Source organism: Mycobacterium sp. NGS54, from assembly GCF_059812465.1.
In genome coordinates this window covers 345,632-371,252 of the sequence record NZ_JCALCS010000002.1, presented here as the reverse complement: position 1 = coordinate 371,252, position 25,621 = coordinate 345,632, and the positions used below count along the sequence as shown (strand labels likewise).

Here is a 25,621-nt window from a genome sequence, read left to right as displayed (position 1 = left end):
ATCTAGCGATTGCGCAGCCTTTCCAGCATGCCGCGCACCGCGTGTTCGGTGACCGATAGCGGCGACATCATCGTCTCGCCCACCTTCACCAGGTCGTCGATCCGCGCGACGATGGCCTCCACCGGCTCGACCAGCACGATCAGCCGCTTGGCCAGGTCGTCGAGGCTGCCCAGGGTGCCGTCCAGGTGATCCAGCCCGGCCTCCATTCGCTCGACCGTGGCGTTGAGGTTGGTCAGCGAGCTGTTCAGCTCCTTCATCGTGGTGCTCAGGCCGTCGAGGACGTCCTCGACCTGTTCGACGGTCTTGTCGGCGTTCAGGGCGGCCTGGGTGAGGGTTTTGATCCGGTTTCGCTCGGGCCCCCCGCGCGCGGTTCTGTCTGCCATGACGGCCATTATGACTTCGGACCGGTCAGGCGGGAAGCTTGGACGCGGCCTCTCGGTCGAGCAGCCAGAGCGTGGTCTCGAGCCCGACGGCCCCGGCGGCGGGCACCGACGCCGGCGAGGCGCCACCGATGGCGGCGGCCGCCGCGTCGGCCTTGCCCGCCCCCGACACCATCAACCACACCTCGCGGGACCGCCGGATCGCGGGCAGCGTCAACGTGATTCGCAGCGGCGGCGGCTTGGGGGAGTCCTCGACGGCGACCACCAGGCGGCTGGTCTCGTGCACGGCGGGGGTGTCCGGGAACAGGGAGTTGATATGGCCCTCCGGCCCCATTCCCAGCAGGTGGACATCGAAGTTCGGCGCCGGCTGCCCGGGCTCGGCGTTGGCGGCCAGCAGCTGCTCGTAGGCCAGCGCCGCGGCGGCGAGGTCCGCGCCGAATTCGCCGTCGCTGGCCGGCATCGTGTGCACCTGGCTCGATGGGATGTCGACGTGATCGAGCAGCGCCTCGCGCGCCTGCTTGTCGTTGCGTTCGTCGTCGTCCTCGGGCACGTAGCGCTCGTCGCCCCAGAACAGGTGCACCTTGGACCAGTCGATCTGCTCACGCCGCGCGCCGAGGTAGCGCAGCAGCCCGATGCCGTTGCCGCCGCCGGTCAGCACGATCAGGGCCCGGCCCCGTGCCGCGGTGGCGTCCCGGATGGTCTTGATCAGCTGTCCGCCCGCGGCCGCGACGAGGGCGTCGCCGTCTTCGAAAACTTCGACGATGGGGCTCATACGTACTGCACCTTCTTGATGCCCTCCAGCGCTGTTCGGTAGATCTCGTCGGCGTCCAGCCGCCGCAGGTCCTCGGCCAGGCACTCGCCGGTTTCCCTGCGCGCCAACGGAACCAGCGCGTCCGGCTTGGCGGTGCGGCTCAGCGTGGCCGTCCTGCCGTCTTGGGGGCGGCTCAAGACGATGGTCTCGCTCTGGCGCGCCAGCTCGACCTTGAGGTCGCCGACGGCCCGGCGCACCGGACCGTCGATCCGGCTGGCCAGCCAGCCCGCCAGGATGTCGAGGGCCGGCTCGGTCTGCAGGCCCGACACCACCGCCGACTCGATCGGCTCGTGCGGCGGCTGGTCGACGGCGGAGGTCAGCAACGCCCGCCAGTAGGTGATGCGCGCCCAGCACAGATCGGTGTCACCGGCGGTGTACCCGGGCAGGCGGCCCTTGATCGCCGACAACGGGTCGATGCCGTTGGTGGCGTCGGTGATGCGCCGGATTGCCAACCTGCCCAACGGGTCCTGCGCCGGGTTATCCGGGGCGACGTCGGGCCACCACGCCACGACCGGGATGTCGGGCAGCAGAAACGGAACGACTACGCTGGCGGCGTGGCCGGCCAGCTGCCCGGACAGCTTCAGGATCACCACCTCGCTGGCGCCGGTGTCGCCGCCCGAGTGCAGCTGCGCGTCCAGGCGCGGTTCGTCGGCGTAGGGGTCGCCCCGCATCGTGACGATGATCCGGCTGGGGTGCTCGTGGCTGGCGTCGTTGGCGGCCTTGAGCGATTCCTCCAGCACGTCCTCGCTGTCCGGCGCGACCAGCAGCGTCAGCACCCGGCCCATCGTGACGGCGCCCGCCTTCTCACGCAGCTCGTCGAGTTTCTTGTTGACGGCGGTGGTGGTCGTGTCGGGCAGGTCGACAATCACGGCCGCCGCCATTCCCGCCCGGTGCGGCGCAGCATCTCGAACGCCGACTCCGGACCCCACGTGCCGGCCTCGTACGGGTCGGGCTTACCGTGTGCCGCCCAGTTGTCCAGGACGGGATCGAGGATCTCCCAGGCCAATTCGACCTCCTCGTTGACCGGGAACAGGGACGGCTCGCCGAGCAGCACGTCGAGGATGAGCGCTTCGTAGGCCTCCGGCGATTCCTCGGCGAACGCCGACCCGTAGGAAAAGTCCATGTTGACGTCGCGGACCTCCATCGCGGTGCCCGGCACCTTGGAGCCGAACCGCAGCGTGATCCCCTCGTCGGGCTGCACCCGGATGACCATCGCGTTGGCGCCCAGCTCGTCGGTCATGGTGGCGTCGAACGGCAGAAACGGTGCGCGCTTGAAGACCAGGGCGATCTCGGTCACCCTGCGGCCCAGGCGTTTACCGGTCCGCAGGTAGAACGGCACACCGGCCCAGCGGCGGGTGTCGACCTCGAGCGTGATGGCGGCGAACGTCTCGGTGGTGGAGTCCTTGGCGAACCCCTCCTCGTCGAGCAGCCCGACGACCTTCTCGCCGCCCTGCCAGCCGCCGGTGTACTGGCCGCGGCTGGTGGTCTCGTCGAGCGGTTCGGCGAGCTGCGTCGCCGAGAGCACCTTGATCTTCTCGGTTTGCAGCGCAGCCGGATTGAAGCTGATCGGTTCCTCCATCGCGGTCAGCGCCAGCAGCTGCATCAGATGGTTCTGAATGACGTCGCGGGCGGCGCCGATGCCGTCGTAGTAGCCGGCCCGCCCGCCCAGCCCGATGTCCTCGGCCATGGTGATCTGCACGTGGTCGACGTAATGGGCGTTCCAGATCGGGTCGAACAACTGGTTGGCGAACCGCAGCGCCAGGATGTTGCGGACCGTTTCCTTGCCCAGGTAGTGGTCGATGCGGAACACCGCCTCCTCCGGGAAGACGGCGTTGACGGTTTTGTTCAGCTCGCGGGCGCTATCCAGGTCGTGGCCGAAGGGTTTTTCGATGACCACCCGGCTCCACCGGTCGCCCTGCGGGCGGGCCAAACCGGACTTGTGCAGCTGCTCGCACACCACCGGGAAGGCGTTCGGTGGGATCGCGAGGTAGAAGGCGTGGTTGCCGCCGGTGCCGCGCTCGGCGTCGAGCTTCTCCAAGGTCTCGGCCAGCCGGGCGAACGCCTCGTCGTCGTCGAAAGCGCCCGGCACAAAACGGAATCCCTCGGCCAGCCGCTCCCAGTTCTCCTCCCGGAACGGCGTGCGGCAGTGCTCCTTGACGGCCTGATAGACCACCTTGCGGAAATCCTGCGTCTGCCAGTCCCGGCGGGCGAAACCCACCAGCGAGAAAGTGGGCGGCAGCAGCCCGCGATTGGCCAGGTCGTAGATGGCCGGCATCACCTTCTTGCGGGCCAGGTCCCCGGTGACGCCGAAGATCACCATCCCGCACGGCCCGGCGATCCGGGGCAGCCGCTTGTCCTGCTTGTCCCGCAACGGGTTTCGCCACTGGGCGGCGCCGCCGCGGGAGCTCGCCTTGGAGCCCGACGGGCTCATTTGCCGAGGGAATCGAGTTGCTTCTGCGTCTCTTCCAACAGCTCGGTCCAGGACTCCACGAACTTGTCCACGCCCTCTTTTTCCAGCACCACGAAGACGTCGGTCAGGTCGACGCCGACCGCGGCCAGCTTGTCGAACACCTCCTGGGCGGACGACGCGGTGCCGCTGACGGTGTCGCCCTTGACATCCCCGTGATCGGCGACGGCGTCAATCGTCTTCTCCGGCATGGTGTTCACCGTGTTCGGGGCGACCAGCTCGGTGACGTAGAGGGTGTCGGGGTAGTCGGGGTTCTTGACCCCCGTCGACGCCCAAAGGGGGCGCTGCACCCGGGCCCCGTCGGACTTGAGCGACTCGAAGCGATCGCCGCCCTTGAAGACCTCTTCGTAGGCGGCGTAGGCCAGCCGGGCGTTGGCGACGCCGGCTTGGCCGCGCAGCGCCAGTGCCTCCTCGGAGCCGATCTTTTCCAGCCGCTTGTCGACCTCGGTGTCCACCCGGGAGACGAAGAACGAAGCCACCGAGTGGATCTTGGACAGGTCGTGTCCGGCCTCGCGGGCCTTCTGAAGCCCGGCCAGGTAGGCGTCCATCACCTGGCGGTGCCGCTCGACGGAGAAGATCAGCGTGACGTTGACCGAAATCCCTTCCGCCAGAACGGCGGTGATGGCCGGAAGCCCGGCCTTGGTCGCGGGGATCTTGATGAACAGGTTCGGGCGGTCGACGATCTTCCACAGCTCGACGGCTTGGGCGATGGTCTTGTCGGTGTCGTCGGCCAGCCGCGGGTCGACCTCGATGGAGACGCGGCCGTCCACCCCGTCGGAGCCCTCCCACTGGGGTGCCAGCACGTCGCACGCGCGGCGCACGTCGTCGGTGGTGACCGTGCGAATCGTGGCGTCGACGTCGGCGCCGCGCTCGGCCAGTTCGGCGATCTGGCCGTTGTAGGAGTCGCCCTCGGCGAACGCCTTCTGGAAGATCGACGGGTTGGTGGTCACGCCGACAACGCTTTTGGTGTCGATCAGCTCCTGCAGGTTGCCCGACTGCAGCCGCTCCCGCGACAAGTCATCCAGCCAAACGGACACCCCGGCTGCGCTCAACGCCGCGAGGTTGGGGTTCTGACTGGCCATGTGAATCACCCTTTCTCAGTTGTCGACTACCTGCTCCGCGGCCGCCGCGACGGCTTCGGCGGTAAAGCCGAATTCACGGAACAAAGTCTTGTAGTCGGCGGATTCGCCGTAGTGCTCGATCGACACGATCCGCCCCGTGTCACCGACGAGCTTGTGCCAGGACTGCGCGACGCCGGCCTCGACGGCCACCCGCGCCGACACGTCGGGCGGCAGCACGCTGTCCCGGTATTCCTGGGGCTGCGACTCGAACCATTCGACGCATGGCATCGATACCACGTACGCGACGATATCCTTGTCCGCCAACAACTTCTGCGCTTCGACCGCGAGCTGAACCTCGGAACCCGTGGCGATGATGATGACGTCGGCGTCGTCGGCGGGGTTGCCGCCGCCCAGCACGTAGCCGCCCCGTTCGACGCCCTCGAAGCTGGTGCCCTCGAGGATCGGCACGCCCTGGCGGGTCAGGATCAGGCCGACCGGGCCGCTGCCGTTGCCGCGGGCCAGGATCGTGCGCCAGGCGAAGGCCGTCTCGTTGGCATCGGCCGGACGCACCACCGACAGGTTCGGGATCGCGCGCAGCGCAGCCAGGTGCTCGATCGGCTGGTGCGTCGGGCCGTCCTCGCCCAGCCCGATCGAATCGTGCGTCCACACGTAGATGGTGTCGATGTTCATCAGCGACGCCAGGCGCACGGCCCCGCGCATGTAGTCGGAGAACTGCAGGAACGTGCCGCCGTAGGCGCGGGTCGGGCCGTGCAGCACGATGCCGGAAAGGATCGCGCCCATCGCGTGTTCGCGGACGCCGAAGTGCAGGGTGCGCCCGTACCAGTCGGCCGTGTAGTCCTTCGTCGTAATCGATGGGGGCCCAAACGATTTGACGTTATCCATGGTGGTGTTGTTGCTGCCCGCCAGGTCGGCCGAGCCGCCCCACAGCTCCGGCAGCTTCGGGCCCACCGCGTTCAGCACCTTGCCGGACGCCGCGCGGGTGGCCAACGGCTTGTCCTCCGTTGTCCAGGTGGGGATGTCGGCGTCCCAGCCGTCTGGCAGCTGCTCGGCGGTCAACCGGTCAAGCAGCGCCTTGCGCTCCGGTTCGCGTTGCGCCCAGGCGTCGAACTCCGCCTGCCACTTCTCGTGCGCTTCCTTGCCCCGGTCCACCAGCTTGCGGGTGTGGGCGATGACCTCGTCGCGCACCTCGAAGTTCTTGTCCGGATCGAACCCCAGGATCTTCTTGACGGCCGCGACCTCTTCGTCGCCGAGGGCGGCGCCGTGCGCCTTGCCGGTGTTCATCAGCTTGGGCGCCGGATAGCCGATGATGGTGCGCAGCTCGATGAACGACGGCCGGTCGGTGACGGCCTTGGCGTTGGCGATGGCCTCCTCGATGCCGACGACGTTCTCGCCGCCCTCCACCCGCTGTACGTGCCAGCCGTAGGCCTCGTAGCGCGCGGCCGTGTCCTCGCACAGCGCGATGTTGGTGTCGTCCTCGATCGAGATCTGGTTGTGGTCGTAGAACACGATGAGGTTGCCGAGCTGCTGCACGGCCGCCAGCGACGACGCCTCGGAGGTCACGCCCTCCTCGATGTCGCCGTCGGAGGCGATCACGAAGATGAAGTGGTCGAACGGGCTGGTTCCCGACTCGGCGTCGGGATCGAACAGGCCCCGCTCGTAGCGCGACGCCATCGCCATCCCGACCGACGACGCCAGGCCCTGGCCGAGCGGGCCGGTGGTGATCTCAACGCCCTTGGTGTGCCGGAACTCCGGGTGCCCGGGCGTCTTGGATCCCCACGTGCGCAACGACTCGATGTCGGAGAGCTCCAGGCCGAACCCGCCGAGGTACAGCTGCAGGTACAGCGTCAGGCTGCTGTGCCCGGCCGACAGCACGAACCGGTCGCGACCCAGCCAGACGGTGTCGCTGGGGTCGTGGCGCATCGCTCGCTGAAACAGGGTGTAGGCCAGCGGCGCCAGGCTCATCGCGGTTCCGGGGTGGCCGTTGCCCACCTTTTGGACCGCGTCGGCGGCCAGCACCCGGATCGTGTCGACCGCGGCCGAATCGATCTCGGTCCAGTCGTCGGGCAGGTGCGGTTGGGTCAGCGTGGAGATCTCTTCGAGTGTCGTCACAGCCTCAGTCCTTGGGTCATCAAGCTGATATTGCCTACCCTAATGCGGGAGTGCCGGCTCCTGCAGTGCAGAGTTTCGGGTACCCAACGCCGGCCGCTGTGAAAATTACGCCCTCGTTGCCTGGGCTTTGCAATCAGTTCGGAATTCTCGGAAGAATCCCTTTCGGACCCTCCGGGCAGGCGGCCGCCTGCCCGCGGTCTACCATCGTGCGTAGTAGATGCTGCGCGCTGCTGCGACCCGAGGAGTTATTGCGTGAGCGTTCGCGGGCGCGTCGCGCCGAGTCGAGTACCGAGCCGGGTAGAAGGCACGGTCTTGGCGTACCTGGCGCTCACCAAGCCGCGAGTGATCGAACTGCTGCTGGTCACCGCGATACCGGCGATGCTGCTCGCCCACCGCGGCACCGTGAATCCGCTGCTGATCCTGAACACGCTGATCGGCGGGATGCTGGCAGCCGGCGGCGCCAACACGCTCAACTGCGTGGCCGACGCCGACATCGACAAGGTGATGAAGCGCACGGCGCGCAGGCCGCTGGCGCGCGCCGCGGTGCCGACGCGCAACGCCCTGGTATTCGGGCTGGTGCTCACCGCCGCCTCGTACTTCTGGCTCTGGTGGACGACGAACCTGCTGTCCGGGCTGCTGGCCATGGCGACCGTCGCGTTCTATGTGTTCGTCTACACGCTGTTCCTCAAGCGCCGCACGTCGCAGAACGTCGTGTGGGGCGGGGCCGCCGGCTGCATGCCGGTGATGATCGGCTGGTCCGCGGTCACCGGCACCATCGCCTGGCCTGCGCTGGTGATGTTCGCGATCATCTTCTTCTGGACGCCGCCGCACACCTGGGCCCTGGCGATGCGTTACAAGGACGACTACAAGGCGGCCGGCGTCCCGATGTTGCCCGCGGTGGCGACCGAACGACAGGTCACCAAGCAGATCCTGATCTACACCTGGCTGACGGTGCTCGCGACACTGGCCCTGGCGCTGGCAACCGGCTGGTTGTACGCGGCGGTCGCCCTCCTGGCCGGCGTTTGGTTCCTGGCGATGGCCCATCAGCTGTACGCCGGCGTGCGCGCCGGCGAGCCGGTCAAGCCGCTGCGGCTGTTCCTGCAGTCGAACAACTACCTGGCGGTGGTGTTCTGCGCGTTGGCGGTCGACTCGGTGATCGCGCTCCCGACGCTGCTCTAGCCGCTCACGGCAGCAGCACGATCGAGCCCGTCGTCTTGCGGCCCTGCAAGTCCTGGTGTGCGCGCGCCGCCTCGGCGAGCGGGTAGCGCCCGCCGACCTCGATGGTGATGCCGCCGCCGGCGATCGCGTCGAACAGTTCGCCTGCGCGCCAATGGAACTCGTCGCCGGTGCGGATGAAGTGCACCAGCGACGGCCGGGCCAGGAACACCGATCCGGCCGCGTTGAGGCGCTGCGGGTCGAACGGCGGGACGGGGCCACTGGCGGCGCCGAACAGCGCCAGCGTGCCGCGGACGGCCAGGCTGGCCAGGCTGGCGTCGAACGTCGTCTTGCCCACGCCGTCGTACACCGCGGCCACCCCGACGCCGCCGGTCAGCTCGCGAATCCGCTGGCCGAACTCAGCGGCGTCATCAGGGTAGGGCAGCACCTCGTCGGCGCCGGCCTGCCGGGAGATTCGCTCCTTCTCCGGCGTGGAAACGGTCGTGATCACCCGCACGCCAAGGGCTTTCGCCCACTGCGTCAGGATCAGCCCGACGCCGCCGGCGCCAGCATGCACCAGCACGGTATCCCCGCTCTTGACCGGATACACCGACGTCAGCAGGTAGTGCGCGGTCAGGCCCTTCAGCATCACCGAGGCCGCCACCTCGGACGTCACGCCGTCGGGCACCTTCGCGGTCAAAGCCGCCGGGGCGGTGGCGAATTCGGCGTACGCGCCGGATGCCGCGGCGGTGCCCACCCGGTCGCCCGCGCTGAAACCGTCGACGCCGTCGCCCGTGGCGACGACGGTGCCGGACGTCTCCTGGCCGAGGACGAACGGCACCTCGCGCGGGTACTGCCCGGAGCGGAAATACGTGTCGATGTAGTTGACGCCGATGGCCTCGGCCTTGATCAGGACCTCGCCTGGACCGGGCGTGGGCTCGGGGACGTCGATGTAGCGCAGGACTTCGGGACCGCCGTGTTCGCTGACTTCGATTGCGTGCATAGGGATATCATGCCCGGGCATGAAGCTGGCCCGGCCGGACGTGTTCCATCCGCGCATCGTGCTGGCGGGCGGTCCGCGACACGACGACGATGCGGGGCTGGTCCCGGCGCTGCGAAGCCGCGGGCTGCACGCGCGCTGGTTGTCCTGGGACGACCCGCAGACCGTCGGCGCTGACCTGGTGATCCTGCGCCGCGCCCCCGACCGGCACGCCGACTTCCTCGCCTGGATGCGCCGCGTGCGCCACCTGCTCAACCCGCCCAACGCGGTCGCGTGGAACCTCCACGAGCGGTACCTGCGCGACCTCAAGGACGACGGGGTGCCCGTGGCGCCGGGCGCGACGGCGCAGTCGGCGTTGGTCTTTCTCGGCGGGGAGCGGTCGCACGCATGGCCGGACGACCCGGAGTTCGAGGGGTGGGACCTCGGCTACGCCGCCATCGCGGCGGCCGCCGGGCGCGCCGGAATCGGCTCGCGCGACCTGCTTTACGCGCGTGCCGACCTGGCGGGGGACCGGCTGGTGGAGCTCGACCTCGTGGCGCCGCCTCTGGGTTGGTCGCACCTCGACACCGACACCCGTGCGCGCGCCCAGCGCGACTTCGCCCTCGCGGTGGAGTCAGCCTGCGAGCGGCTGGGGCTCGGTCCGTTCTCGCATCGACGCCCATAGGGCCGCGGTCGCCGCCGTGCAGGCCGCCGCGCCGGCCACGTGCACCGCGACCAGGGCGGCGGGCACCCCGGTGTAGTACTGCGCGGTGCCGACGGCGGCCTGGGTGCACACCAGCGCGACCAGCACGCCCAGCCGCAGCCGGATGGCCCGGCCGGCGCCGACGGCCAGCAGCCCGAAGCCGAGCCCGACCAGCAGCGTCAGGTAGGAGACCAGCAGCGACGAATGCGCGTGCACCAGCGTGGTGATCTCGACTTTCAGCCGGGGCACCGTCCGGCTGGGGCTGCGGTCGCCCGCGTGCGGGCCGGCGGCCGTCACCAGCGTGCCGGTGACCAGCACCGCCGCCAGGTTCACCGCGCTCAGCGCCGTCAGCGCGCGCAGCGGCCGCGCCACCCGGTCGCGGACCACGCCATCGTCGGGCTCGCCGACCTTGACGTAGAGCAGCACCGACAGCCACACCATCGTCATCGACGTCAGCAGGTGGACGGCGACGGTCCACCACAGCAGCCCGGTGCGCACGGTGATGCCGCCGATCACCGCCTGCACCACCGTCGACACGGGCATCAGCCACGCGTAGACCAGGACCTCGGTGCGCCGGCGCGCGCGGGTCACGACCAGCACGGCCAGCGCGGCGGCGATCACCACGGCGAAGGTGATCATCCGGTTGCCGAACTCCACGGCCTGGTGGATCCGCGGCACCTCGGCCACGGCGACCGGGGTGAAGCTGCCGGGGAAGCACTGCGGCCAGGTGGGACAGCCCAGGCCCGAGGCCGTGACACGCACGATCGCGCCGGTAACGGCGATGCCGCCCTGGGTGAGGATGACGAGCGCCGCGACGGCCCGCTGGGTGCGCAGGCTGGGGTCGGGGAGCAGGTCCACCAACGGCCGCAGCGTTCGTCGTAGCACCGCCCGATCGTAAGGGCTCCTACGCCGCGTAGTAGAAGCGGCCTGCTCAGGTGAAGCGGAACCAGCGCAGCGCGGCCAGCGCGGCCAGCGCGCCCCACGCCGCCAGCACGACGAGCCCGAACCAGTCGACCGAGAGCGTCATCGCCCGCGAAAGCGCCTCGGTCAGCGCGCCCGACGGGGTGAGCCGGGCCGCCCACTTGACCGCCGTCGGGATCACCTTCATCTCCACGGTCAGCGCGCCGAGGCCGGCGAAGACGAACCACATCAGGTTGGCGACCGCAAGCACGATCTCGGCGCGCAGCGTCCCGCCGAGCAACAGCCCCAGCGCCGCGAAACCCGCCGTTCCCAGCGCGATCACCGCCGCGCCCAACAGCAATGCCGCGGGCACGGGTCGCCAGCCCAGCGCAAAACCGATGGCGCCCAACAGGATTGCCTGTAGGAACACCACCGTGACCACCGCCAGCGACTTTCCGGCGATGATGCCCCAGACCGGCAGCGGGGTGGCCCCGAGCCGTTTCAGCGCGCCGTAGCGGCGATCGAACGCGACGGCGATCGCCTGCCCGGTGAATGCCGTCGAGATGACCGCCAGGGCCATGATGACCGGGACGAACGTGGCGGCACGGTTGCGGCCGAAGTCGCCGAAGGGCAGCAGGGTCAGCCCGACCAGCAGCGTGATCGGGATGAACATGGTCAGCAGCAGCTGCTCGCCGTTGCGCAGCAGCAGCTTGAGCTCCAGCCCGAACTGCGCGGCGAGCATCCGCGGCACGGCGCTGGGGCGCGGATCGGGTGTGAAGGTCCCCTTGGGGAAGGTGTCCGACTGGGTCAAGGCCGTAGCTTCCTCCCGGTGAGGTCGAGGAAGACGTCCTCGAGGCTGCGTTGCTCGACGCGCATGTCGGTGGCCAGCACGTCGATCTGCGCGCACCACGCTGTGACGGTCGCCAGCACCTGCGGGTCGACCGGGCCCTCGACCAGGTACTCGCCCGGCGTCACCTCGGTGGCCTTGTAGTCCTCCGGCAGCGCGGCGGCCAGCAGGGACAGGTCGAGGCGCGGGGGCGCGGTGAACCGCAGCTGGTCCTTGGCGCCCGCCCGCATCAGTTCGGTCGGGGTGCCCGACGCCACCGTCACCCCGTGGTCGATGATCACCAGCCGATCGGCGAGTTCCTCGGCCTCCTTGAGTTGGTGGGTGGTCAGCACCACGGTCACGCCGTCGCGGCGCAGCGCGTCGATCAGCTCCCACACCAGCAGCCGGGCGTGGGCGTCCATGCCGGCGGTGGGCTCGTCGAGGAACACCAGCTCGGGCCGGCCGACCAGCGCGCAGGCCAGCGCGAGCCGCTGCTGCTGCCCGCCGGAGAGCCGCCGGTAGGTGGTGCGGGCGGCGTCGGTGAGGCCGAGGGTGTCCAGCAGCCACGCGGGGTCCAGCGGGTCGGCGGAGTAGGCGGCCACCAGGTTGAGCATTTCGCCCGCCCGCGCCGCGGGATAGCCGCCGCCGCCCTGCAGCATCACCCCGATGCGCGCGCGCAGGCGCGCGTTGTCGCCGATGGGATCCAGGCCGAGCACCTGGATGGTGCCGGCGTCGGGGCGCACGAAGCCCTCGCACATCTCGACCGTCGTGGTCTTACCGGCGCCGTTGGGCCCGAGCAGGGCCAGCACCTCGGCGGCGTGCACCTCCAGATCGAGGTTGGCGACGGCCGTGGTTGACCCGTATTGCTTGGTGACCCCGCGCAGCCGCACGACCGTGTCGGGCGTTTCGGGGAGCGGGCTCACGTGGAATCAGCGTAGGCGTCGGGCTTCGGGGTCTCGGCAGGAGCCGGGCCGGGCAGCTTGATCACCGCCTCGCCGTTGGTTTCTCGGCCGTTCGGCTGCAGTTGGCGCCACGGCAGGCGGGTGTAGGTCACCGCGATCAGGACCGCCACGATGAGGCTGCTGGCCAGCGTGGCGTCCACGATCTGAAACAGGGCGAAGCGGTCGCCGTTGGCCGTCGGGCCGAAGATGCCGACGACGAGGGTGATGACGATCACCGCCACCCGGAAGCCCGGACGCGTCGCCCAGGCGGCCAGCGGGATGATCGCCCACAGCAGATACCAGGGCTGCACTACCGGGAAGAGCAACACGCAGATGCCCAGCGCGACCCCCAGGCCGCCGATCGGATGCAGCCGGCCGCGGAAGACCGCCACCAGCAACCAGGCCACCAACACCATGATGATCAGCACGCCGATGCCACGGGTCAGCGCCAGCACCGCGGTGGTGTGGTCGCCCAGGCCCAGCAGGATGCCCACCTGCCCGGTGCCCAGTGCCAGCAGCGTCGGCGGCGACATCCAGCTGCGCACCACGTTGGCGGTGCCCAGGGTGTAGATCCAGCCGAACCCGAGCCCGCTGGCCCAACCGACGAGGGCCATCACCGCCAGCGCCAGCGCCGCCATCCCGCCGCCCGCCAGCAGCAGGGCGCGCAGGTTGCCCCCGCAGCGGTAGGCCAGCGCCATGGTGACGAAGCCCAGTGCCAGCAGCGACGGCAGCTTCACCTGCGAGGACAGGGTGATCAGAATCGCGCCCGCGAGCAGCATCCCCAGCGGTTCCCATTCCGGGCCCGGGCGCCACGAGGTGGGCAGCAGTCGCGGAGAGTCGATGCCGCGCAGCGCGAACTCGGCGCCGGCCAGCATCAGCCCGAGCATCAGCGCTTCGTTGTGGACCCCGGCGACCAGGTGCATGATCAGCAGCGGATTGGCGGCCCCCAGCCACAGCGCGCTCACCTCGGCGACGCCGCAGCGCCGGGCCAGCCGCGGGGTGGCCCACACGATCAGGCCCACACCGACGAGCACCACGAGCCGGTGGCACAGCACGGCGGCGACGATGTTCTCACCGGTCAGCGACGAGATGCCGCGCCCGATCCACAGGAACAACGGGCCGTAGGGCGCCGGGGTCTCGCGCCACAGGGTGGGCACCGACAGCGTGAACACGTGGCCGAGTCCCAGCCCGGAAGCCGGGCCCACCTTGTAGGGGTCGAGCCCTTCCAGCGAGATCTGGCTCTGCGCCAGGTAGGAGTAGACGTCCTTGCTGTACATCGGCGGCGCGATCAGCAGCGGCAGCGTCCACAGCAGCAGGGTGCGGTCCAGGTCGCCACGCGACATCCGCCGGTTGCCCAGCGCGAACCGGCCCAGCATCAGCCAGGCCAGCGCCATCATCACCGCGCCCGTCGTCGTCATCGTCAGCGACACCGTCTGGATGCGCGACGGCAGGTTGAGCAGCCGGACCCCGAAGGTGGGGTCCTGCACGACGGGCCGCGCCCCGGCGCCCAGCGCGCCGATCGCCATCAGGACGGTGCCGGTGGCGCCGAACAGGCGGGTGCGCTGCAGCGCGGTGAGCTCGGTATCGTTCAGCGGCGAACCCACCGCTTGCTCGTCGCCGTGCAGGCTGGCGATCGACGAGCTCAGCGTGTGGTGGCGGGCTGCCATCAGAGCAGCGTAGCCGTCCAGATATGTGACCAGCGCAACGTGCGGACAGGGGACCCTTGGTAGACCGATCCCCGGAATTGCGTCACACTGGTGTTGTGAAAATCCGAACCCGCCTCGCTGAGGCGCCCGCGGCTCCCGTCGGCGCCGCGGTGCCGGATGGTCACACCCGCCGCGCCATCGTGCGCCTGCTGCTGGAATCCGGATCGATCACCGCGGTCGAGATCGGTGACCGGCTCGGCCTGACCCCCGCCGGCGTGCGTCGCCACCTCGACGCGCTGATCGAGGCGGGCGACGCCGAGTCGGTGGCCGCCGAGCCGTGGCAGCAGGTGGGCCGCGGGCGCCCCGCCAAGCGCTTCCGGTTGACCGGGGCCGGCCGGGCCAAGCTCGACCACGCCTACGACGACCTGGCGGCGGCGGCTATGCGCCAGCTGCGGGAGATCGGCGGCGAGGACGCCGTCCGCACGTTCGCCCGGCGGCGCATCGACGCGATCCTGGCCGGCGTCGAGGCGGCCGACAGTCCCGACGACGACGCGGTCGAGGCCGCCGCCGAGCGGGTCGCCGGCGCGCTGACCAAGGCCGGTTACGTCGCCACCACGACCCGGGTAGGCGGGCCGATCCACGGGGTGCAGATCTGCCAGCATCACTGCCCGGTGTCGCACGTCGCCGAGGAATTCCCCGAGTTGTGTGAGGCCGAGCAGCAGGCCATGGCCGAGGTGCTCGGAACCCACGTGCAGCGGTTGGCGACCATCGTCAACGGAAACTGCGCCTGCACCACCCACGTGCCCCTGACCCCGGCGCCCAGCCCGCGCCGCGACCAAACGAGCATCGAAGGAGCGTCGTTATGACCCTCACGCCCGAGGCCAGCAAGACTGCAGCCGCGCCGCTGACCCAGGAGGAGGCGATCGCCTCCCTGGGCCGGTACGGCTACGGCTGGGCGGACTCCGACATCGCCGGCGCCAGCGCGCAGCGCGGGCTGTCCGAGGCGGTGGTGCGCGACATCTCGGCGAAGAAGAACGAGCCCGAATGGATGCTGCAGACCCGGCTCAAAGCGCTGCGCATCTTCGAGCGCAAGCCGATGCCGAACTGGGGCTCCAACCTCGAGGGCATCGACTTCGACAACATCAAGTACTTCGTGCGCTCCACCGAGAAGCAGGCCGCGACGTGGGATGATTTGCCAGAAGATATTCGGAATACCTATGACAGGCTCGGAATTCCGGAAGCTGAAAAGCAAAGGCTGGTTGCTGGAGTAGCGGCTCAGTATGAGTCCGAGGTGGTGTACCACCAGATCAGAGAGGATTTAGAGGCTCAAGGAGTCATTTTTCTCGACACTGATACGGGTTTGCGGGAACAGCCCGAAATATTTAAGAAATACTTTGGAACGGTTATTCCGGCGGGCGATAATAAGTTTTCTGCATTGAATACCGCGGTGTGGAGCGGCGGCTCGTTCATCTATGTGCCGCCGGGTGTGCACGTCGACATCCCGCTGCAGGCCTACTTCCGGATCAACACCGAGAACATGGGCCAGTTCGAGCGGACGCTGATCATCGTCGATGAGAACGCTTACGTTCACTACGTCGAGGGCTGCACCGCGCCGATCTACAAGTCGGATTCGTTGCACTCCGCGGTGGTGGAGATCATCGTAAAGCCCGGTGGCCGTTGCCGTTACACGACCATCCAGAATTGGTCGGGCAACGTGTACAACCTGGTCACCAAGCGGGCCCGCGCCGAGGCCGGCGCCACCATGGAGTGGGTCGACGGCAACATCGGCTCGAAGGTGACCATGAAGTACCCGGCGGTCTGGATGACCGGCGAGCACGCCAAGGGCGAGGTGCTCTCGGTGGCGTTCGCCGGCGAGGACCAGCACCAGGACACCGGCGCGAAGATGCTGCACCTGGCGCCCAACACGTCGAGCAACATCGTGTCCAAGTCGGTGGCCCGGGGCGGCGGCCGCACCTCCTACCGCGGCCTGGTGCAGGTGAACAAGGGCGCGCACGGGTCACGCTCGAGCGTGAAATGCGATGCGCTGCTGGTCGATACGATCAGCCGCAGCGACACCTACCCTTACGTCGACATCCGCGAGGACGACGTCACGATGGGCCACGAGGCCACGGTCTCGAAGGTCAGCGAGAACCAGCTGTTCTACCTGATGAGCCGCGGGCTGACCGAGGACGAGGCGATGGCGATGGTGGTCCGCGGCTTCGTCGAGCCGATCGCCAAAGAGCTGCCGATGGAATACGCGCTGGAGCTCAACCGGCTGATCGAGCTGCAGATGGAAGGCGCGGTCGGGTAGTGACTGCCGCTCTGAATAAGGGAGAGCTGTTCGCCTCCTTTGACGTTGACGCGTTCGAGGTGCCGCATGGACGCGACGAGCTGTGGCGGTTCACCCCGCTGCGCCGGCTGCGCGGGCTGCACGACGGTTCCGCGAACGCCACGGGCCGTGCGGGAATCGAAGTGGCCGAGCGGCCGGGCGTGCGGGTCGAGACCGTCCGCCGCGGCGACGAGCGGCTCGGTCAGGCCGGTGCCCCCGCCGATCGGGTTGCCGCCCAAGCATTTTCGTCGTTCAACTCCGCGACCTTGGTCACCGTCGGCCGGGACACCCGGATCGCCGAGCCGATCAACGTCACCGTCACCGGGCCCGGCGAGGGCGCGGTGGCCTACGGGCACCTGCAGATCCGCGTCGAGGAGCTCGGCGAAGCGGTGGTGGTCATCGACCAGCGCGGCGGCGGAACCTATGCCGACAACGTCGAATTCGTCGTCGACGACGCCGCCCGGCTGACGGTCGTGTGGATCGCCGACTGGGCCGACGACATGGTGCACGTGAGCGCGCATCACGCCAGGCTGGGCAAGGACTCGGTGCTGCGCCACGTCGCGGTCACGCTGGGCGGTGAGGTCGTGCGGATGTCGGCCAACGTGCGGTTCTCCGGCCCCGGCGGGGACGCCGAGTTGCTGGGCCTGTACTTCGCCGACGACGGCCAGCACCTGGAGTCGCGGCTGCTGGTGGACCACGCGCGGCCCGACTGCCGCTCGAACGTGCTGTACAAGGGTGCGCTGCAAGGGGATCCGGATTCGGCGCTGCCCGACGCCCACACGGTCTGGGTGGGCGACGTGCTGATCCGCGCCGAGGCCACCGGCACCGACACCTTCGAGGTGAACCGCAACCTGGTGCTCACCGACGGGGCGCGCGCCGATTCGGTGCCTAACCTGGAGATCGAGACCGGCGAGATCGCCGGCGCCGGCCACGCCAGCGCCACCGGGCGTTTCGACGACGAACAGCTGTTCTACCTGCGCTCGCGCGGCATCCCGGAGGATCAGGCCCGCCGCCTGGTGATCCGCGGGTTCTTCGGGGAGATCATCTCGAAGATCGCGGTGCCCGAGGTGCGCGAACGCCTGACCGCAGCCATCGAAACCGAACTGGCCATCACGGAGAAGACAACGACCTCATGACGACCCTTGAAATCAAAGACCTGCACGTCAGCGTCGACGACCCGAACGCCGCCGAGGGGGAGCGGGAGATCCCGATCCTCAAGGGCGTGGACCTCACGGTGAAATCCGGTGAGACGCACGCCCTGATGGGCCCCAACGGGTCCGGCAAGTCGACGCTGTCCTATGCGATCGCGGGCCACCCCAAGTACCGGGTCACGTCCGGGTCGATCACGCTGGACGGCGAGGACGTGCTGGCGATGAGCGTCGACGAGCGCGCGCGGGCCGGGATATTCCTGGCGATGCAGTATCCCGTCGAGGTGCCGGGCGTCTCGGTGTCCAACTTCCTGCGCTCGGCGGCCACGGCCGTGCGCGGCGAGGCCCCGAAGCTGCGCCACTGGGTCAAAGAGGTCAAGGGGGCGATGACGGCCCTCGAGATCGACCCGGTCTTCGCCGAGCGCAGCGTCAACGAGGGTTTCTCCGGCGGCGAGAAGAAGCGCCACGAGATCCTGCAGCTGGAACTGCTCAAGCCCAAGATCGCGATCCTCGACGAGACCGACTCCGGGCTGGACGTCGACGCGCTGCGGGTGGTCAGCGAGGGTGTGAACCGTTACGCCGAAACCGAACACGGCGGGATCCTGTTGATCACGCACTACACCCGCATCCTGCGCTACATCCATCCGGAGTACGTGCACGTGTTCGTGGGCGGCCGCATCGCCGAGTCCGGCGGCTCGGAGCTGGCCGACGAGCTGGAGCAGAACGGGTACGTGCGCTTCTCCCAAGCGGCGGCCACCGGGGCCTGACCATGTTGGACGTCGCGGCCGTCCGTGCCGATTTCCCGATCCTCAAGCGCATCATGCGTGGGGGAAATCAGTTGGCATACCTCGATTCCGGCGCGACCTCGCAGCGTCCGCTGCAGGTGCTCGATGCCGAGCGGGAGTTCCTGCTGACCTCCAACGGCGCGGTGCATCGCGGTGCGCACCAGCTGATGGAGGAGGCCACCGACGCCTACGAGCAGGGCCGGGCCGACATCGCGGCCTTCGTGGGCGCCGACGCCGACGAATTGGTGTTCACCAAGAACGCCACCGAGGCGCTCAACCTGGTGTCATACGTGCTGGGCGACAACCGTTTCCAGCGTGCCGTCGGGCCCGGCGACGTCATCGTCACCACCGAGCTCGAGCACCACGCGAACCTGGTCCCGTGGCAGGAGCTGGCCCGGCGCACCGGAGCGACGTTGCGCTGGTACGGCGTGACCGATGACGGGCGCATCGATCTCGACTCGCTGCAGCTCGACGAGCGGGTCAAAGTCGTTGCGTTCAGCCACCATTCCAACGTCACCGGCGCGCTCGCGCCGGTGGGCGAACTGGTCGGCCGCGCCAAGGCCGTGGGCGCGCTGACCGTGCTGGACGCCTGCCAGTCGGTGCCGCACCGGCCGGTCGACTTCCACGCCCTCGACGTCGACTTCGGCGCGTTCTCGGGCCACAAGATGTTGGGCCCCAACGGGATCGGCGTGCTCTACGGGCGTGGCGAACTGCTGTCGGCCGCGCCGCCTTTCCTCACCGGCGGGTCGATGATCGAGACGGTGACCATGGAGGTCAGCACCTATGCGGCGCCACCGCAGCGCTTCGAGGCCGGCACCCCGATGACCTCCCAGGTGGTCGGATTGGCCGCCGCCGCACGCTATCTCGGCGCGCTCGGCATGGACGCCGTGGAGGCCCACGAGCGCGAGTTGGTGGCCGCAACCATCGAGGGCCTGTCCGGCATCGACGGCCTGCGCATCGTCGGCCCGACGTCGACGGAGAACCGGGGCTCGCCGGTGGCCTTCGTCGTCGACGGCGTGCACGCCCACGACGTCGGCCAGGTGCTCGACGACGACGGCGTCGCGGTGCGGGTGGGTCACCACTGCGCGTTACCGCTGCATCGCAGGTTCGGCGTGGCGGCGACCGCGCGGGCGTCGTTCGCGGTCTACAACACCCTCGACGAGGTGGATCGCCTGGTGGCCGGCGTGCGACGCGCGCTGGATTTCTTCGGGAGAGACTGACGTTGCGTCTCGAACAGATCTATCAGGACGTGATCCTCGATCACTACAAGCACCCGCAGCACCGCGGGCTGCGGGAGCCGTTCGGCGCGCAGGTGTACCACGTCAACCCGGTCTGCGGCGACGAGATCACCCTGCGGGTCGCCCTGTCCGATGACGGCGAAACCGTCACCGACGTCTCGTATGACGGGCAGGGCTGTTCGATCAGCCAGGCGTCGACGTCGGTGCTGACCCAGCAAGTGATCGGCCGCAGCGTCGGCGAGGCGCTGAAGACCGTCACCGCGTTCAGCGAGATGGTGTCCTCGCGCGGCACGATCGAAGGCGACGAGGACGTGTTGGGCGACGGGGTCGCCTTCGCGGGAGTCGCCAAATATCCGGCGCGGGTGAAATGCGCGCTGCTGGGGTGGATGGCTTTCAAGGACGCACTGGCTCAAGCGAGTGCGGGTTTTGAGGAGGACCAGAAATGAGCGAAACCACCGCACCGAGCGACGAGTTCCTCGCTGACGTGGAGGAGGCGATGCGCGACGTCGTCGACCCCGAACTGGGCATCAACGTCGTCGATCTCGGGCTGGTTTACGGACTCAACGTGGAAGAGGGCGACGAGGGGACCGTCGCCCTGATCGACATGACGTTGACGTCGGCGGCCTGCCCGCTGACCGACGTCATCGAAGACCAGTCGCGCAGCGCGCTGGTCGGCAGCGGCCTGGTCGACGACCTGCGGATCAACTGGGTGTGGAACCCGCCATGGGGCCCCGACAAGATCACCGAGGACGGGCGCGAACAGTTGCGCGCCCTCGGCTTCACCGTCTAGGCGCCGCCCGGGCGGGCGGCCGCCCCGTCGAGCAGGATGTCGACGAGGCATTCGGGCATGTCGTCGGGGATCGGCTCGTCGGAGAACAGGACCCGGCCCTGCAGCGGCGTCAGCAACATCCCCAGCACCAGCCGCGGGTCGGCTTCGGCACGCAGGTCCCCGCGCGCGACGCCGCGCTGCACGACGGGCGTGAGCGCCTCGATGCGACCCTCCCAGAAGGCGAGGCGCGCCCTGTCGTAGCCGGGATCGGCGCGCAGGGTTCCCGCGTAGAGCACCGCCTTCCCGGCCGCGGAGTTGAGGTACGCGGCGAGGGAGCGGGCGACGGCCAGCAGATCGTCGCGGGTGGATCCGGTGTCCGGGTCGGGGATCGAATGGGCGCCGCGCGTCAGCATGGCGTCGACCAAGAGGTTTTCCCGGGTAGTCCAGCGTCGGTAGACGGTCGTCTCGTGGACGCCGCACCGGCGCGCCACGCCCGCGACCGTCGCGGCCTCGACGCCGTTCTCGACGAGTTCGTCGAACGCGGCGTCCAGCACGATCTGGCGCACGTGCTCCCCGCGCCGGTGCGACACAGCCGATGTCATGCGCCCGAGTCTATCGCAACTCATCTTGCGTTACGCGACGCCGAGTGGGAGGCTATTGCAAGTCAACTTGCGATAGGGCAACGGCCATGCGATTCATGTTCGACACCGACGAGTCGTTCTCGTTCGAGACGTTGCGGGCCGTCGGATACACCGTCTACGGCGGGGCGGACATCGGTGAGGTGATGGCCACCGCGGCGCGGATCACGCCGGGCGACTGGGAGTCCTGGCACCGGGAATGGAGAGCCCTGGCGGACCGGATCGCCGGCATCGCCGACGATTGTGCCGCCAAGGGGCACTCCGTCAGCGCCAGCAGCGCCTACCTGCGGGCCGCGAACTACTACCGGACTGCCGAGTTCTACCTGCGCGACGACCCGGTCAACGACCCGCGGGTGGCGGACACCTCGGCACGCGCGATCAAGGCGTTCCGGGCCGCGCCCGAGGTCCGGGAGCACTGGCAGCGGGTCGGCATTCCCTACCAGGGCATCGAGCTGAGCGGCTACTACCTCAATGTCAGCGGCGACGAGCCCGGCCCGACGCTGGTCGCGCACGGCGGCTTCGACTCGACGGTCGAAGAGATGTTCTTCGCTGTGGGGGAGGCGGCCCGCAGGCACGGCTGGAACTGCCTGATCTTCGAGGGACCCGGCCAGGGGGCGGCGCTGCGGGTCCACAAATTGCCGTTCCGCCACGATTGGGAGGCCGTGGTCACCCCGGTGCTCGACGTCGCCGTCACGCTGCCCGGGGTCGACATCCACCGGATCGCGCTGCTCGGGATGAGCATGGGCGGCTACCTCGCCCCGCGGGCGGCGGCGTTCGACAAGAGGATCGCCGCGTGCGTCGCCTACGACGGCGTCTTCGACTTCGCCTCGGCGCTTCCGCCCACCGCGGTGATCGACGCGGCGATCGGCCGCCCCGACCAAGTGCCGACCTCCTTGCGCTGGGCGCTCCTCAACGGCCTGTGGACGCTCGGCGTCGCGGACATCGGGGAGTTGGCCGACGCGTTCGCCAAGTACGACCTCACGACCGTCGTTGACCAGATCACCTGTCCGACGCTGGTCTGCGAGGCCGAACGAGACCAGTTCTTCCAGGGGCAGCCGCAAAAGCTCTACGACGCGCTGCGTTGCCCGAAGACGCTGCTGAAGTTCACCGCCGCCGAGGGCGCCGAGGAACACTGCCACGAGGGCGCGATGGCCCTGTTCCATCAGCGGCTGTTCGACTGGCTCGACGAGACCCTCGTCGGCTAGAGGTGGAAGGGGAGATGGGGCAGGTGCAGGTGCAGGTGATGGTGCGGGTGACCCATCGGCGGGCATGTCTCGAGGCTGATGGTCATCGCGTGCAGCGCCCCGGTGTCCTGAGTTCCCTGCGCCCCCAAGCACTTTCCGTTCGTGATCGCCTGGGAGTCTGAAGCTGTCTGCTTCTGGTAGGACGTCGTGTTCGCGACCGTTACGCTCGTGGGCGCCGGTTGGGTGCCTCCGGAACCCAAGCCGCTGACGGCGATGGTGTTACCCGAGACCGAGCTGACCGTCCCGTAGAACCCGGCGGGTGGCGGGCACTTGCCGTCGACGGCGGGGGTGACGGTCACCGATTGCGCGGTGATGGCGCCGGGGGCGGGCGCGCTCTGCGGGGTGGCGCGCACGTTGACGCAGCTGCCCGGGGTGACATCGGTCAGCTGGGCTGGCGTGGTCTCGACGACCCTGGTCTGTGGCGTGAAATCCACGGTGGCCGATCCGGTCCGCGTCCTGAGCCCGATGGTGCCGCCCGACACCGACTGGACCAGACCCTCGACGTAGTCCTTGGCGGCGGGGGGCGGCGCGGGGACCGGCGGGGGCGGCCGGCCGGCCGCGGGGCTGGGCGGGGTCGCCGTCACGGTCGGTTTTCCGGTGCTGCCGGTGTTGCTCGCCGTGCCACCCGAGTGGCACATGGCCAGGCTCAACGCGATCAGAGCGACGACCGCGACGAGCGCGATCTGGGCCAGCCTAGGCTTGACCGTGCTGGCAGACATCGACAACCGGGATCACCCGCGCGGCTTGCCCGGGCATTTACCGTCGACGGCCGCCCGCACGTTGATGCTCGTCGCCTGCAGCGTGCCGCCGTTGTCCAGGCTGCCGCGCGCGGTGACGCACTTGCCCTGCGCGATCGCGTCGGGCGTGGCGGTCGCCAGCTTGGAGTACTTGGTCTGATCGTCGACGGTCACCGGCGTCTGCGTGCTGTTACCGCTGGCGTCGGTGCCCGCGACGGTGATGGTGTTCCCGGCCACCGAAGCGACCGAGCCGACCAACGGCTTCGGCTTGGCGGGCGCCGGCGACGGCGAACCGGGGGGCGGCGTGCTGGTGGAACTTTGCCCGGATCCTTTTGCCGGGGGGCAGGTGCCGTTGACGGAGGGGCTGACCCGGACCGACGCCGCGGTTGTCGGCTGCCCGCTCTGGATCTCCTTGGTAGGCCGCACGGTGACGCAACTCCCCTGGCTGACGTCGCTCAGCGTGGCCGGGCCCACCTCCGTGACCTTGGTCGTGGACGTGAAGTTGACGGCGGCGCTGCTGTTGTCGTCCTTGGTGACCCGGATCGAGTTGCCCGCCACCGACGCGATCAGGCCGCTGACCTTGGCTTCGCCCTGGGCGGGCGGCTGGGACGTGGTCGTCGAGGTGACCGTCGAGGTAGAGGTGGACGTCGACGTCGGGCTCGATTGGTTCGAAGAACCGCAGGCGGCGACGGACAGCGCGGCGGCGCCCGTGACGGCGAGGATGGCGAATCGGCTTGCTGATATCAACGTTTCCCCCATTCGTGAGTTGGACCACGAAAAGGTGTACCCGCTCGAGCTGTGCCGGAACTGTGAAGTGTCAGAACGCGTCTTCGGAGACCCGCATGATGTCGTCGTCGAGGGACTCGAGGACCCTGCGCTGGGCGGTCAGCCTGGGCAGCATGTTCTTCGCGAAGAACGTCGCCGTCGCGATCTTGCCCTCATAGAAGCTCTTGTCGCTCGCGGAGGGCGCGCCGGCCAGCGCGGCCTGGGCGACGCCGGCCTGCACCAGTAACCGCCAGCCGATGACCAGGTCGCCGACCGCGAGCAGGTAGCGCACCGAGCCCAGCCCCACCTTGTAAATCTCGGTCGGGTGCTGGGTGGCCGACATCAGGTAGCCGGTCAGCGCGCCCGTCATCGCGGTGACCTCGTCGAGCGCGGCCTGCACCAGCTCGGCCTGCGGTTTGAGCGCCTCGTCGCAGGCGTCGATGGTCTTACTGATCTGTGCCACCAGGAACTGCAGCGCCTGGCCGTGGTCGCGGACGATCTTGCGGAAGAAGAAATCCAGCGCCTGGATGGCGGTGGTGCCCTCGTAGAGCGAATCGATCTTGGAGTCGCGGATGTACTGCTCGAGCGGATAGTCGACCAGGAAGCCCGAGCCACCCAGCGTCTGCAGCGACTCGGTCAGGATCTCGTAGGCCCGCTCCGAGCTCACCCCCTTGACGATCGGCAGCAGCAGGTCGTCGATGCGGTGCGCCATGTCTGCGTCGGCACCCGAAACCCGTTGCGCCACAGCCGGATCCTGGTGCGCGGCGGCATACATGTAAAGGGCGCGCAGCCCCTCGGCGTACGCCTTCTGCGTCATCAGGCTGCGACGCACGTCGGGGTGGTGCATGATCGTCACCCGCGGCGCGGTCTTGTCGGTCATCTGGGTGAGGTCGGCGCCCTGCACGCGCTCCTTGGCGAAGGCCAACGCGTTCAGGTAGCCCGTGGACAGGGTGCCGGCGGCCTTCACCCCGATCGTCATGCGCGCCTGCTCGATCACGGTGAACATCTGCGCGATCCCGTTGTGCACGTCACCGACCAGGTAGCCGACCGCGGGCACGTCGCCGTCGCCGAAGGTCAGTTCGCACGTCGGCGAGGATTTGATGCCCATCTTGTGTTCCAGCCCGGTGGCGAAAACCCCGTTGCGGGAACCTAATTCGAATGTTTCGGGGTCGAACAGGTACTTGGGCACATAGAACAGGCTCAACCCCTTGGTGCCCGGGCCGGCGCCCTCCGGGCGGGCCAGCACGAGGTGGAAGATGTTCTCGGCGGTCTCGCCGACGTCGCCGCCGGAGATGAATCGCTTGACGCCCTCGATGTGCCAGGTGCCGTCCGGTTGCTGGATCGCCTTGGCGCGGCCCGCCCCGACGTCGGATCCGGCGTCGGGCTCGGTGAGCACCATGGTGGCCTGCCATCCGCGCTCCACGCCCACCGCCGCCCACTGGCGTTGCTGTTCGTTGCCCTCCTCGTAGAGCGCCTGGGCCATGAACGGGCCGAAGTTGAAGAAATTCGCGGACGGATTGGCGCACAGGATCATTTCGTTGACCGCCCAGGCCAGCGGCGGCGGCGCGGGCATGCCGCCGATCTCCTCCGCCAGGCCCAGCCGCCACCACCCCGCCTCCTTGATCGCCCGCACCGTCTTGGCCAGCTCGTCGGGCACGCTGATCGAGTGCGTGGCCGGGTCGAACACCGGCGGATTGCGGTCGGCGGCAGCGAAGGACTCGGCGACCGGCCCCTCCGCCAGGCGCGCGGCCTCGGCCAGGATCGTTCGGACGGTGTCCTCGTCAAGGTCGCTGAAACTTCCGGTGCCGAGCACGGCACCTAGCTCGAGAACCTCGAACAGGTTGAACTCGAGATCGCGGACGTTAGCGATGTAGTGGCCCAACGCATTCCCCTCCACTTAGGCCGATCAACCCGTTCGTCGGGCTCAGTCTCTCCGAGTGGGGAAAACGTACGCAACCGTAAGTAGGGT

General features: G+C 69.0%; 24 protein-coding genes and 1 pseudogene. 10 read left to right on the top strand and 15 right to left on the bottom strand.

Annotation, left to right across the window (positions count from 1 at the left end):
• Positions 1-2: 2 nt before the first annotated feature.
• The 6 genes from AC5Y5E_RS06375 to tkt are packed head-to-tail and all read right to left on the bottom strand — an operon-like array spanning position 3 to position 6,849.
• Positions 3-392: an ATPase gene (locus AC5Y5E_RS06375; protein WP_499902141.1), complete on the bottom strand. Its 390-nt coding sequence runs from the start codon at positions 390-392 to the stop codon at positions 3-5.
• Positions 393-408: 16 nt separating this feature from the next.
• Positions 409-1,152 (bottom strand): 6-phosphogluconolactonase, encoded by a 744-nt coding sequence (pgl, locus tag AC5Y5E_RS06370; protein ID WP_499902140.1) that lies wholly within the window; start codon positions 1,150-1,152, stop codon positions 409-411.
• Positions 1,149-2,060 carry a glucose-6-phosphate dehydrogenase assembly protein OpcA gene (opcA, locus tag AC5Y5E_RS06365; RefSeq protein WP_499902139.1) on the bottom strand — a complete coding sequence of 304 codons (912 nt, stop codon included), beginning with the start codon at positions 2,058-2,060 and terminating at the stop codon, positions 1,149-1,151. Before opcA ends, pgl begins: the two co-directional genes overlap by 4 nt.
• A complete protein-coding gene (gene zwf, locus AC5Y5E_RS06360; protein ID WP_499902138.1) occupies positions 2,057-3,622 on the bottom strand; it encodes a glucose-6-phosphate dehydrogenase in 1,566 nt (521 codons plus the stop codon). Before zwf ends, opcA begins: the two co-directional genes overlap by 4 nt.
• Positions 3,619-4,740, bottom strand: coding sequence for a transaldolase (gene tal / locus AC5Y5E_RS06355; RefSeq protein WP_499902137.1), 1,122 nt, complete (start codon positions 4,738-4,740; stop codon positions 3,619-3,621). The genes zwf and tal overlap by 4 nt, the downstream gene beginning before the upstream one ends.
• 15 nt (positions 4,741-4,755) lie before the next feature.
• Positions 4,756-6,849: a transketolase gene (tkt, locus tag AC5Y5E_RS06350; protein ID WP_499902136.1), complete on the bottom strand. Its 2,094-nt coding sequence runs from the start codon at positions 6,847-6,849 to the stop codon at positions 4,756-4,758.
• A gap of 252 nt (positions 6,850-7,101) precedes the next feature.
• Here tkt and AC5Y5E_RS06345 point away from each other — a divergent pair, with 252 nt between their 5' ends.
• Positions 7,102-8,028, top strand: coding sequence for a heme o synthase (locus tag AC5Y5E_RS06345; RefSeq protein ID WP_499902135.1), 927 nt, complete (start codon positions 7,102-7,104; stop codon positions 8,026-8,028).
• A gap of 4 nt (positions 8,029-8,032) precedes the next feature.
• Here the strand turns inward: AC5Y5E_RS06345 and AC5Y5E_RS06340 are convergent, their stop codons facing one another.
• A complete protein-coding gene (locus AC5Y5E_RS06340; protein ID WP_499902134.1) occupies positions 8,033-9,007 on the bottom strand; it encodes a quinone oxidoreductase family protein in 975 nt (324 codons plus the stop codon).
• Positions 9,008-9,026: 19 nt separating this feature from the next.
• Here AC5Y5E_RS06340 and AC5Y5E_RS06335 point away from each other — a divergent pair, with 19 nt between their 5' ends.
• Positions 9,027-9,668, top strand: coding sequence for a DcsG N-terminal domain-containing protein (locus tag AC5Y5E_RS06335; RefSeq protein ID WP_499902133.1), 642 nt, complete (start codon positions 9,027-9,029; stop codon positions 9,666-9,668).
• Here AC5Y5E_RS06335 and AC5Y5E_RS06330 read toward each other — a convergent pair.
• The 4 genes from AC5Y5E_RS06330 to mptB form a co-directional block, all read right to left on the bottom strand.
• Entirely contained in the window at positions 9,618-10,571 is a 954-nt protein-coding gene (locus AC5Y5E_RS06330) for a COX15/CtaA family protein (RefSeq protein WP_499902132.1), read from the bottom strand. The two genes, AC5Y5E_RS06335 and AC5Y5E_RS06330, sit on opposite strands and share 51 nt — an antisense overlap.
• A 46-nt stretch (positions 10,572-10,617) precedes the next feature.
• Entirely contained in the window at positions 10,618-11,328 is a 711-nt protein-coding gene (locus tag AC5Y5E_RS06325; RefSeq protein ID WP_499902618.1) for an ABC transporter permease, read from the bottom strand.
• 65 nt (positions 11,329-11,393) lie between these two features.
• Positions 11,394-12,335, bottom strand: a complete 942-nt coding sequence (locus tag AC5Y5E_RS06320) for an ABC transporter ATP-binding protein (protein ID WP_499902131.1) — start codon at positions 12,333-12,335, stop codon at positions 11,394-11,396.
• Positions 12,332-14,020 (bottom strand): polyprenol phosphomannose-dependent alpha 1,6 mannosyltransferase MptB, encoded by a 1,689-nt coding sequence (mptB, locus tag AC5Y5E_RS06315; protein ID WP_499902130.1) that lies wholly within the window; start codon positions 14,018-14,020, stop codon positions 12,332-12,334. Before mptB ends, AC5Y5E_RS06320 begins: the two co-directional genes overlap by 4 nt.
• A 56-nt stretch (positions 14,021-14,076) precedes the next feature.
• Here mptB and AC5Y5E_RS06310 point away from each other — a divergent pair, with 56 nt between their 5' ends.
• The 7 genes and pseudogenes from AC5Y5E_RS06310 (at position 14,077) to AC5Y5E_RS06280 (ending at position 20,289) form a co-directional block, all read left to right on the top strand.
• Positions 14,077-14,865: a helix-turn-helix transcriptional regulator gene (locus tag AC5Y5E_RS06310; protein WP_499902129.1), complete on the top strand. Its 789-nt coding sequence runs from the start codon at positions 14,077-14,079 to the stop codon at positions 14,863-14,865.
• Positions 14,862-16,310 (top strand): Fe-S cluster assembly protein SufB, encoded by a 1,449-nt coding sequence (gene sufB, locus AC5Y5E_RS06305; RefSeq protein WP_499902128.1) that lies wholly within the window; start codon positions 14,862-14,864, stop codon positions 16,308-16,310. Before AC5Y5E_RS06310 ends, sufB begins: the two co-directional genes overlap by 4 nt.
• Positions 16,310-17,464: a Fe-S cluster assembly protein SufD gene (gene sufD, locus AC5Y5E_RS06300; protein ID WP_499902127.1), complete on the top strand. Its 1,155-nt coding sequence runs from the start codon at positions 16,310-16,312 to the stop codon at positions 17,462-17,464. The genes sufB and sufD overlap by 1 nt, the downstream gene beginning before the upstream one ends.
• Positions 17,461-18,243: a Fe-S cluster assembly ATPase SufC gene (gene sufC, locus AC5Y5E_RS06295; protein WP_499902126.1), complete on the top strand. Its 783-nt coding sequence runs from the start codon at positions 17,461-17,463 to the stop codon at positions 18,241-18,243. Before sufD ends, sufC begins: the two co-directional genes overlap by 4 nt.
• 2 nt (positions 18,244-18,245) lie before the next feature.
• Complete coding sequence (locus AC5Y5E_RS06290; RefSeq protein ID WP_499902125.1) at positions 18,246-19,481, top strand: cysteine desulfurase; 1,236 nt, start codon at positions 18,246-18,248, stop codon at positions 19,479-19,481.
• Positions 19,478-19,982, top strand: a pseudogene (sufU, locus tag AC5Y5E_RS06285) (Fe-S cluster assembly sulfur transfer protein SufU). The gene AC5Y5E_RS06290 and the pseudogene sufU overlap by 4 nt, the downstream one beginning before the upstream one ends.
• The gene (locus AC5Y5E_RS06280) at positions 19,942-20,289 is read left to right on the top strand and encodes a metal-sulfur cluster assembly factor (RefSeq protein ID WP_067014712.1); all 348 of its coding nucleotides are present in this window, start codon (positions 19,942-19,944) and stop codon (positions 20,287-20,289) included. Before sufU ends, AC5Y5E_RS06280 begins: the two are co-directional and overlap by 41 nt.
• On the opposite strand, the gene AC5Y5E_RS06275 is transcribed toward AC5Y5E_RS06280, so the two are convergent.
• Positions 20,286-20,870 carry a TetR/AcrR family transcriptional regulator gene (locus AC5Y5E_RS06275; RefSeq protein WP_499902124.1) on the bottom strand — a complete coding sequence of 195 codons (585 nt, stop codon included), beginning with the start codon at positions 20,868-20,870 and terminating at the stop codon, positions 20,286-20,288. The genes AC5Y5E_RS06280 and AC5Y5E_RS06275 overlap by 4 nt on opposite strands.
• Positions 20,871-20,956: 86 nt before the next feature.
• On the opposite strand from AC5Y5E_RS06275, the gene AC5Y5E_RS06270 reads away from it, so the two are divergent.
• Positions 20,957-22,111: an alpha/beta hydrolase family protein gene (locus tag AC5Y5E_RS06270; RefSeq protein ID WP_499902123.1), complete on the top strand. Its 1,155-nt coding sequence runs from the start codon at positions 20,957-20,959 to the stop codon at positions 22,109-22,111.
• Here AC5Y5E_RS06270 and AC5Y5E_RS06265 read toward each other — a convergent pair.
• The 3 genes from AC5Y5E_RS06265 to AC5Y5E_RS06255 are packed head-to-tail and all read right to left on the bottom strand — an operon-like array spanning position 22,108 to position 25,534.
• Complete coding sequence (locus tag AC5Y5E_RS06265; protein ID WP_499902122.1) at positions 22,108-22,869, bottom strand: DUF5666 domain-containing protein; 762 nt, start codon at positions 22,867-22,869, stop codon at positions 22,108-22,110. The genes AC5Y5E_RS06270 and AC5Y5E_RS06265 overlap by 4 nt on opposite strands.
• A 12-nt stretch (positions 22,870-22,881) precedes the next feature.
• The gene (locus AC5Y5E_RS06260; RefSeq protein WP_499902121.1) at positions 22,882-23,646 is read right to left on the bottom strand and encodes a DUF5666 domain-containing protein; all 765 of its coding nucleotides are present in this window, start codon (positions 23,644-23,646) and stop codon (positions 22,882-22,884) included.
• Between the two features lie 58 nt (positions 23,647-23,704).
• Complete coding sequence (locus AC5Y5E_RS06255; protein WP_499902120.1) at positions 23,705-25,534, bottom strand: acyl-CoA dehydrogenase; 1,830 nt, start codon at positions 25,532-25,534, stop codon at positions 23,705-23,707.
• Positions 25,535-25,621 lie beyond the last annotated feature (87 nt).

Bases quoted from the DNA above. Each gene is read 5' to 3' on its own strand.
- AC5Y5E_RS06275 (WP_499902124.1), bottom strand. From the start codon at position 20,870: ATGACATCGGCTGTGTCGCACCGGCGCGGGGAGCACGTGCGCCAGATC.
- AC5Y5E_RS06335 (WP_499902133.1), top strand. From the start codon at position 9,027: ATGAAGCTGGCCCGGCCGGACGTGTTCCATCCGCGCATCGTGCTGGCG.
- AC5Y5E_RS06265 (WP_499902122.1), bottom strand. From the start codon at position 22,869: ATGTCTGCCAGCACGGTCAAGCCTAGGCTGGCCCAGATCGCGCTCGTC.
- AC5Y5E_RS06290 (WP_499902125.1), top strand. From the start codon at position 18,246: ATGTTGGACGTCGCGGCCGTCCGTGCCGATTTCCCGATCCTCAAGCGC.
- mptB (WP_499902130.1), bottom strand. From the start codon at position 14,020: ATGGCAGCCCGCCACCACACGCTGAGCTCGTCGATCGCCAGCCTGCAC.
- AC5Y5E_RS06325 (WP_499902618.1), bottom strand. From the start codon at position 11,328: ATGCTCGCCGCGCAGTTCGGGCTGGAGCTCAAGCTGCTGCTGCGCAAC.
- AC5Y5E_RS06340 (WP_499902134.1), bottom strand. From the start codon at position 9,007: ATGCACGCAATCGAAGTCAGCGAACACGGCGGTCCCGAAGTCCTGCGC.
- tal (WP_499902137.1), bottom strand. From the start codon at position 4,740: ATGGCCAGTCAGAACCCCAACCTCGCGGCGTTGAGCGCAGCCGGGGTG.
- sufB (WP_499902128.1), top strand. From the start codon at position 14,862: ATGACCCTCACGCCCGAGGCCAGCAAGACTGCAGCCGCGCCGCTGACC.
- pgl (WP_499902140.1), bottom strand. From the start codon at position 1,152: ATGAGCCCCATCGTCGAAGTTTTCGAAGACGGCGACGCCCTCGTCGCG.
- sufC (WP_499902126.1), top strand. From the start codon at position 17,461: ATGACGACCCTTGAAATCAAAGACCTGCACGTCAGCGTCGACGACCCG.
- AC5Y5E_RS06375 (WP_499902141.1), bottom strand. From the start codon at position 392: ATGGCCGTCATGGCAGACAGAACCGCGCGCGGGGGGCCCGAGCGAAAC.
- AC5Y5E_RS06270 (WP_499902123.1), top strand. From the start codon at position 20,957: ATGCGATTCATGTTCGACACCGACGAGTCGTTCTCGTTCGAGACGTTG.
- zwf (WP_499902138.1), bottom strand. From the start codon at position 3,622: ATGAGCCCGTCGGGCTCCAAGGCGAGCTCCCGCGGCGGCGCCGCCCAG.
- AC5Y5E_RS06280 (WP_067014712.1), top strand. From the start codon at position 19,942: ATGAGCGAAACCACCGCACCGAGCGACGAGTTCCTCGCTGACGTGGAG.
- AC5Y5E_RS06260 (WP_499902121.1), bottom strand. From the start codon at position 23,646: ATGGGGGAAACGTTGATATCAGCAAGCCGATTCGCCATCCTCGCCGTC.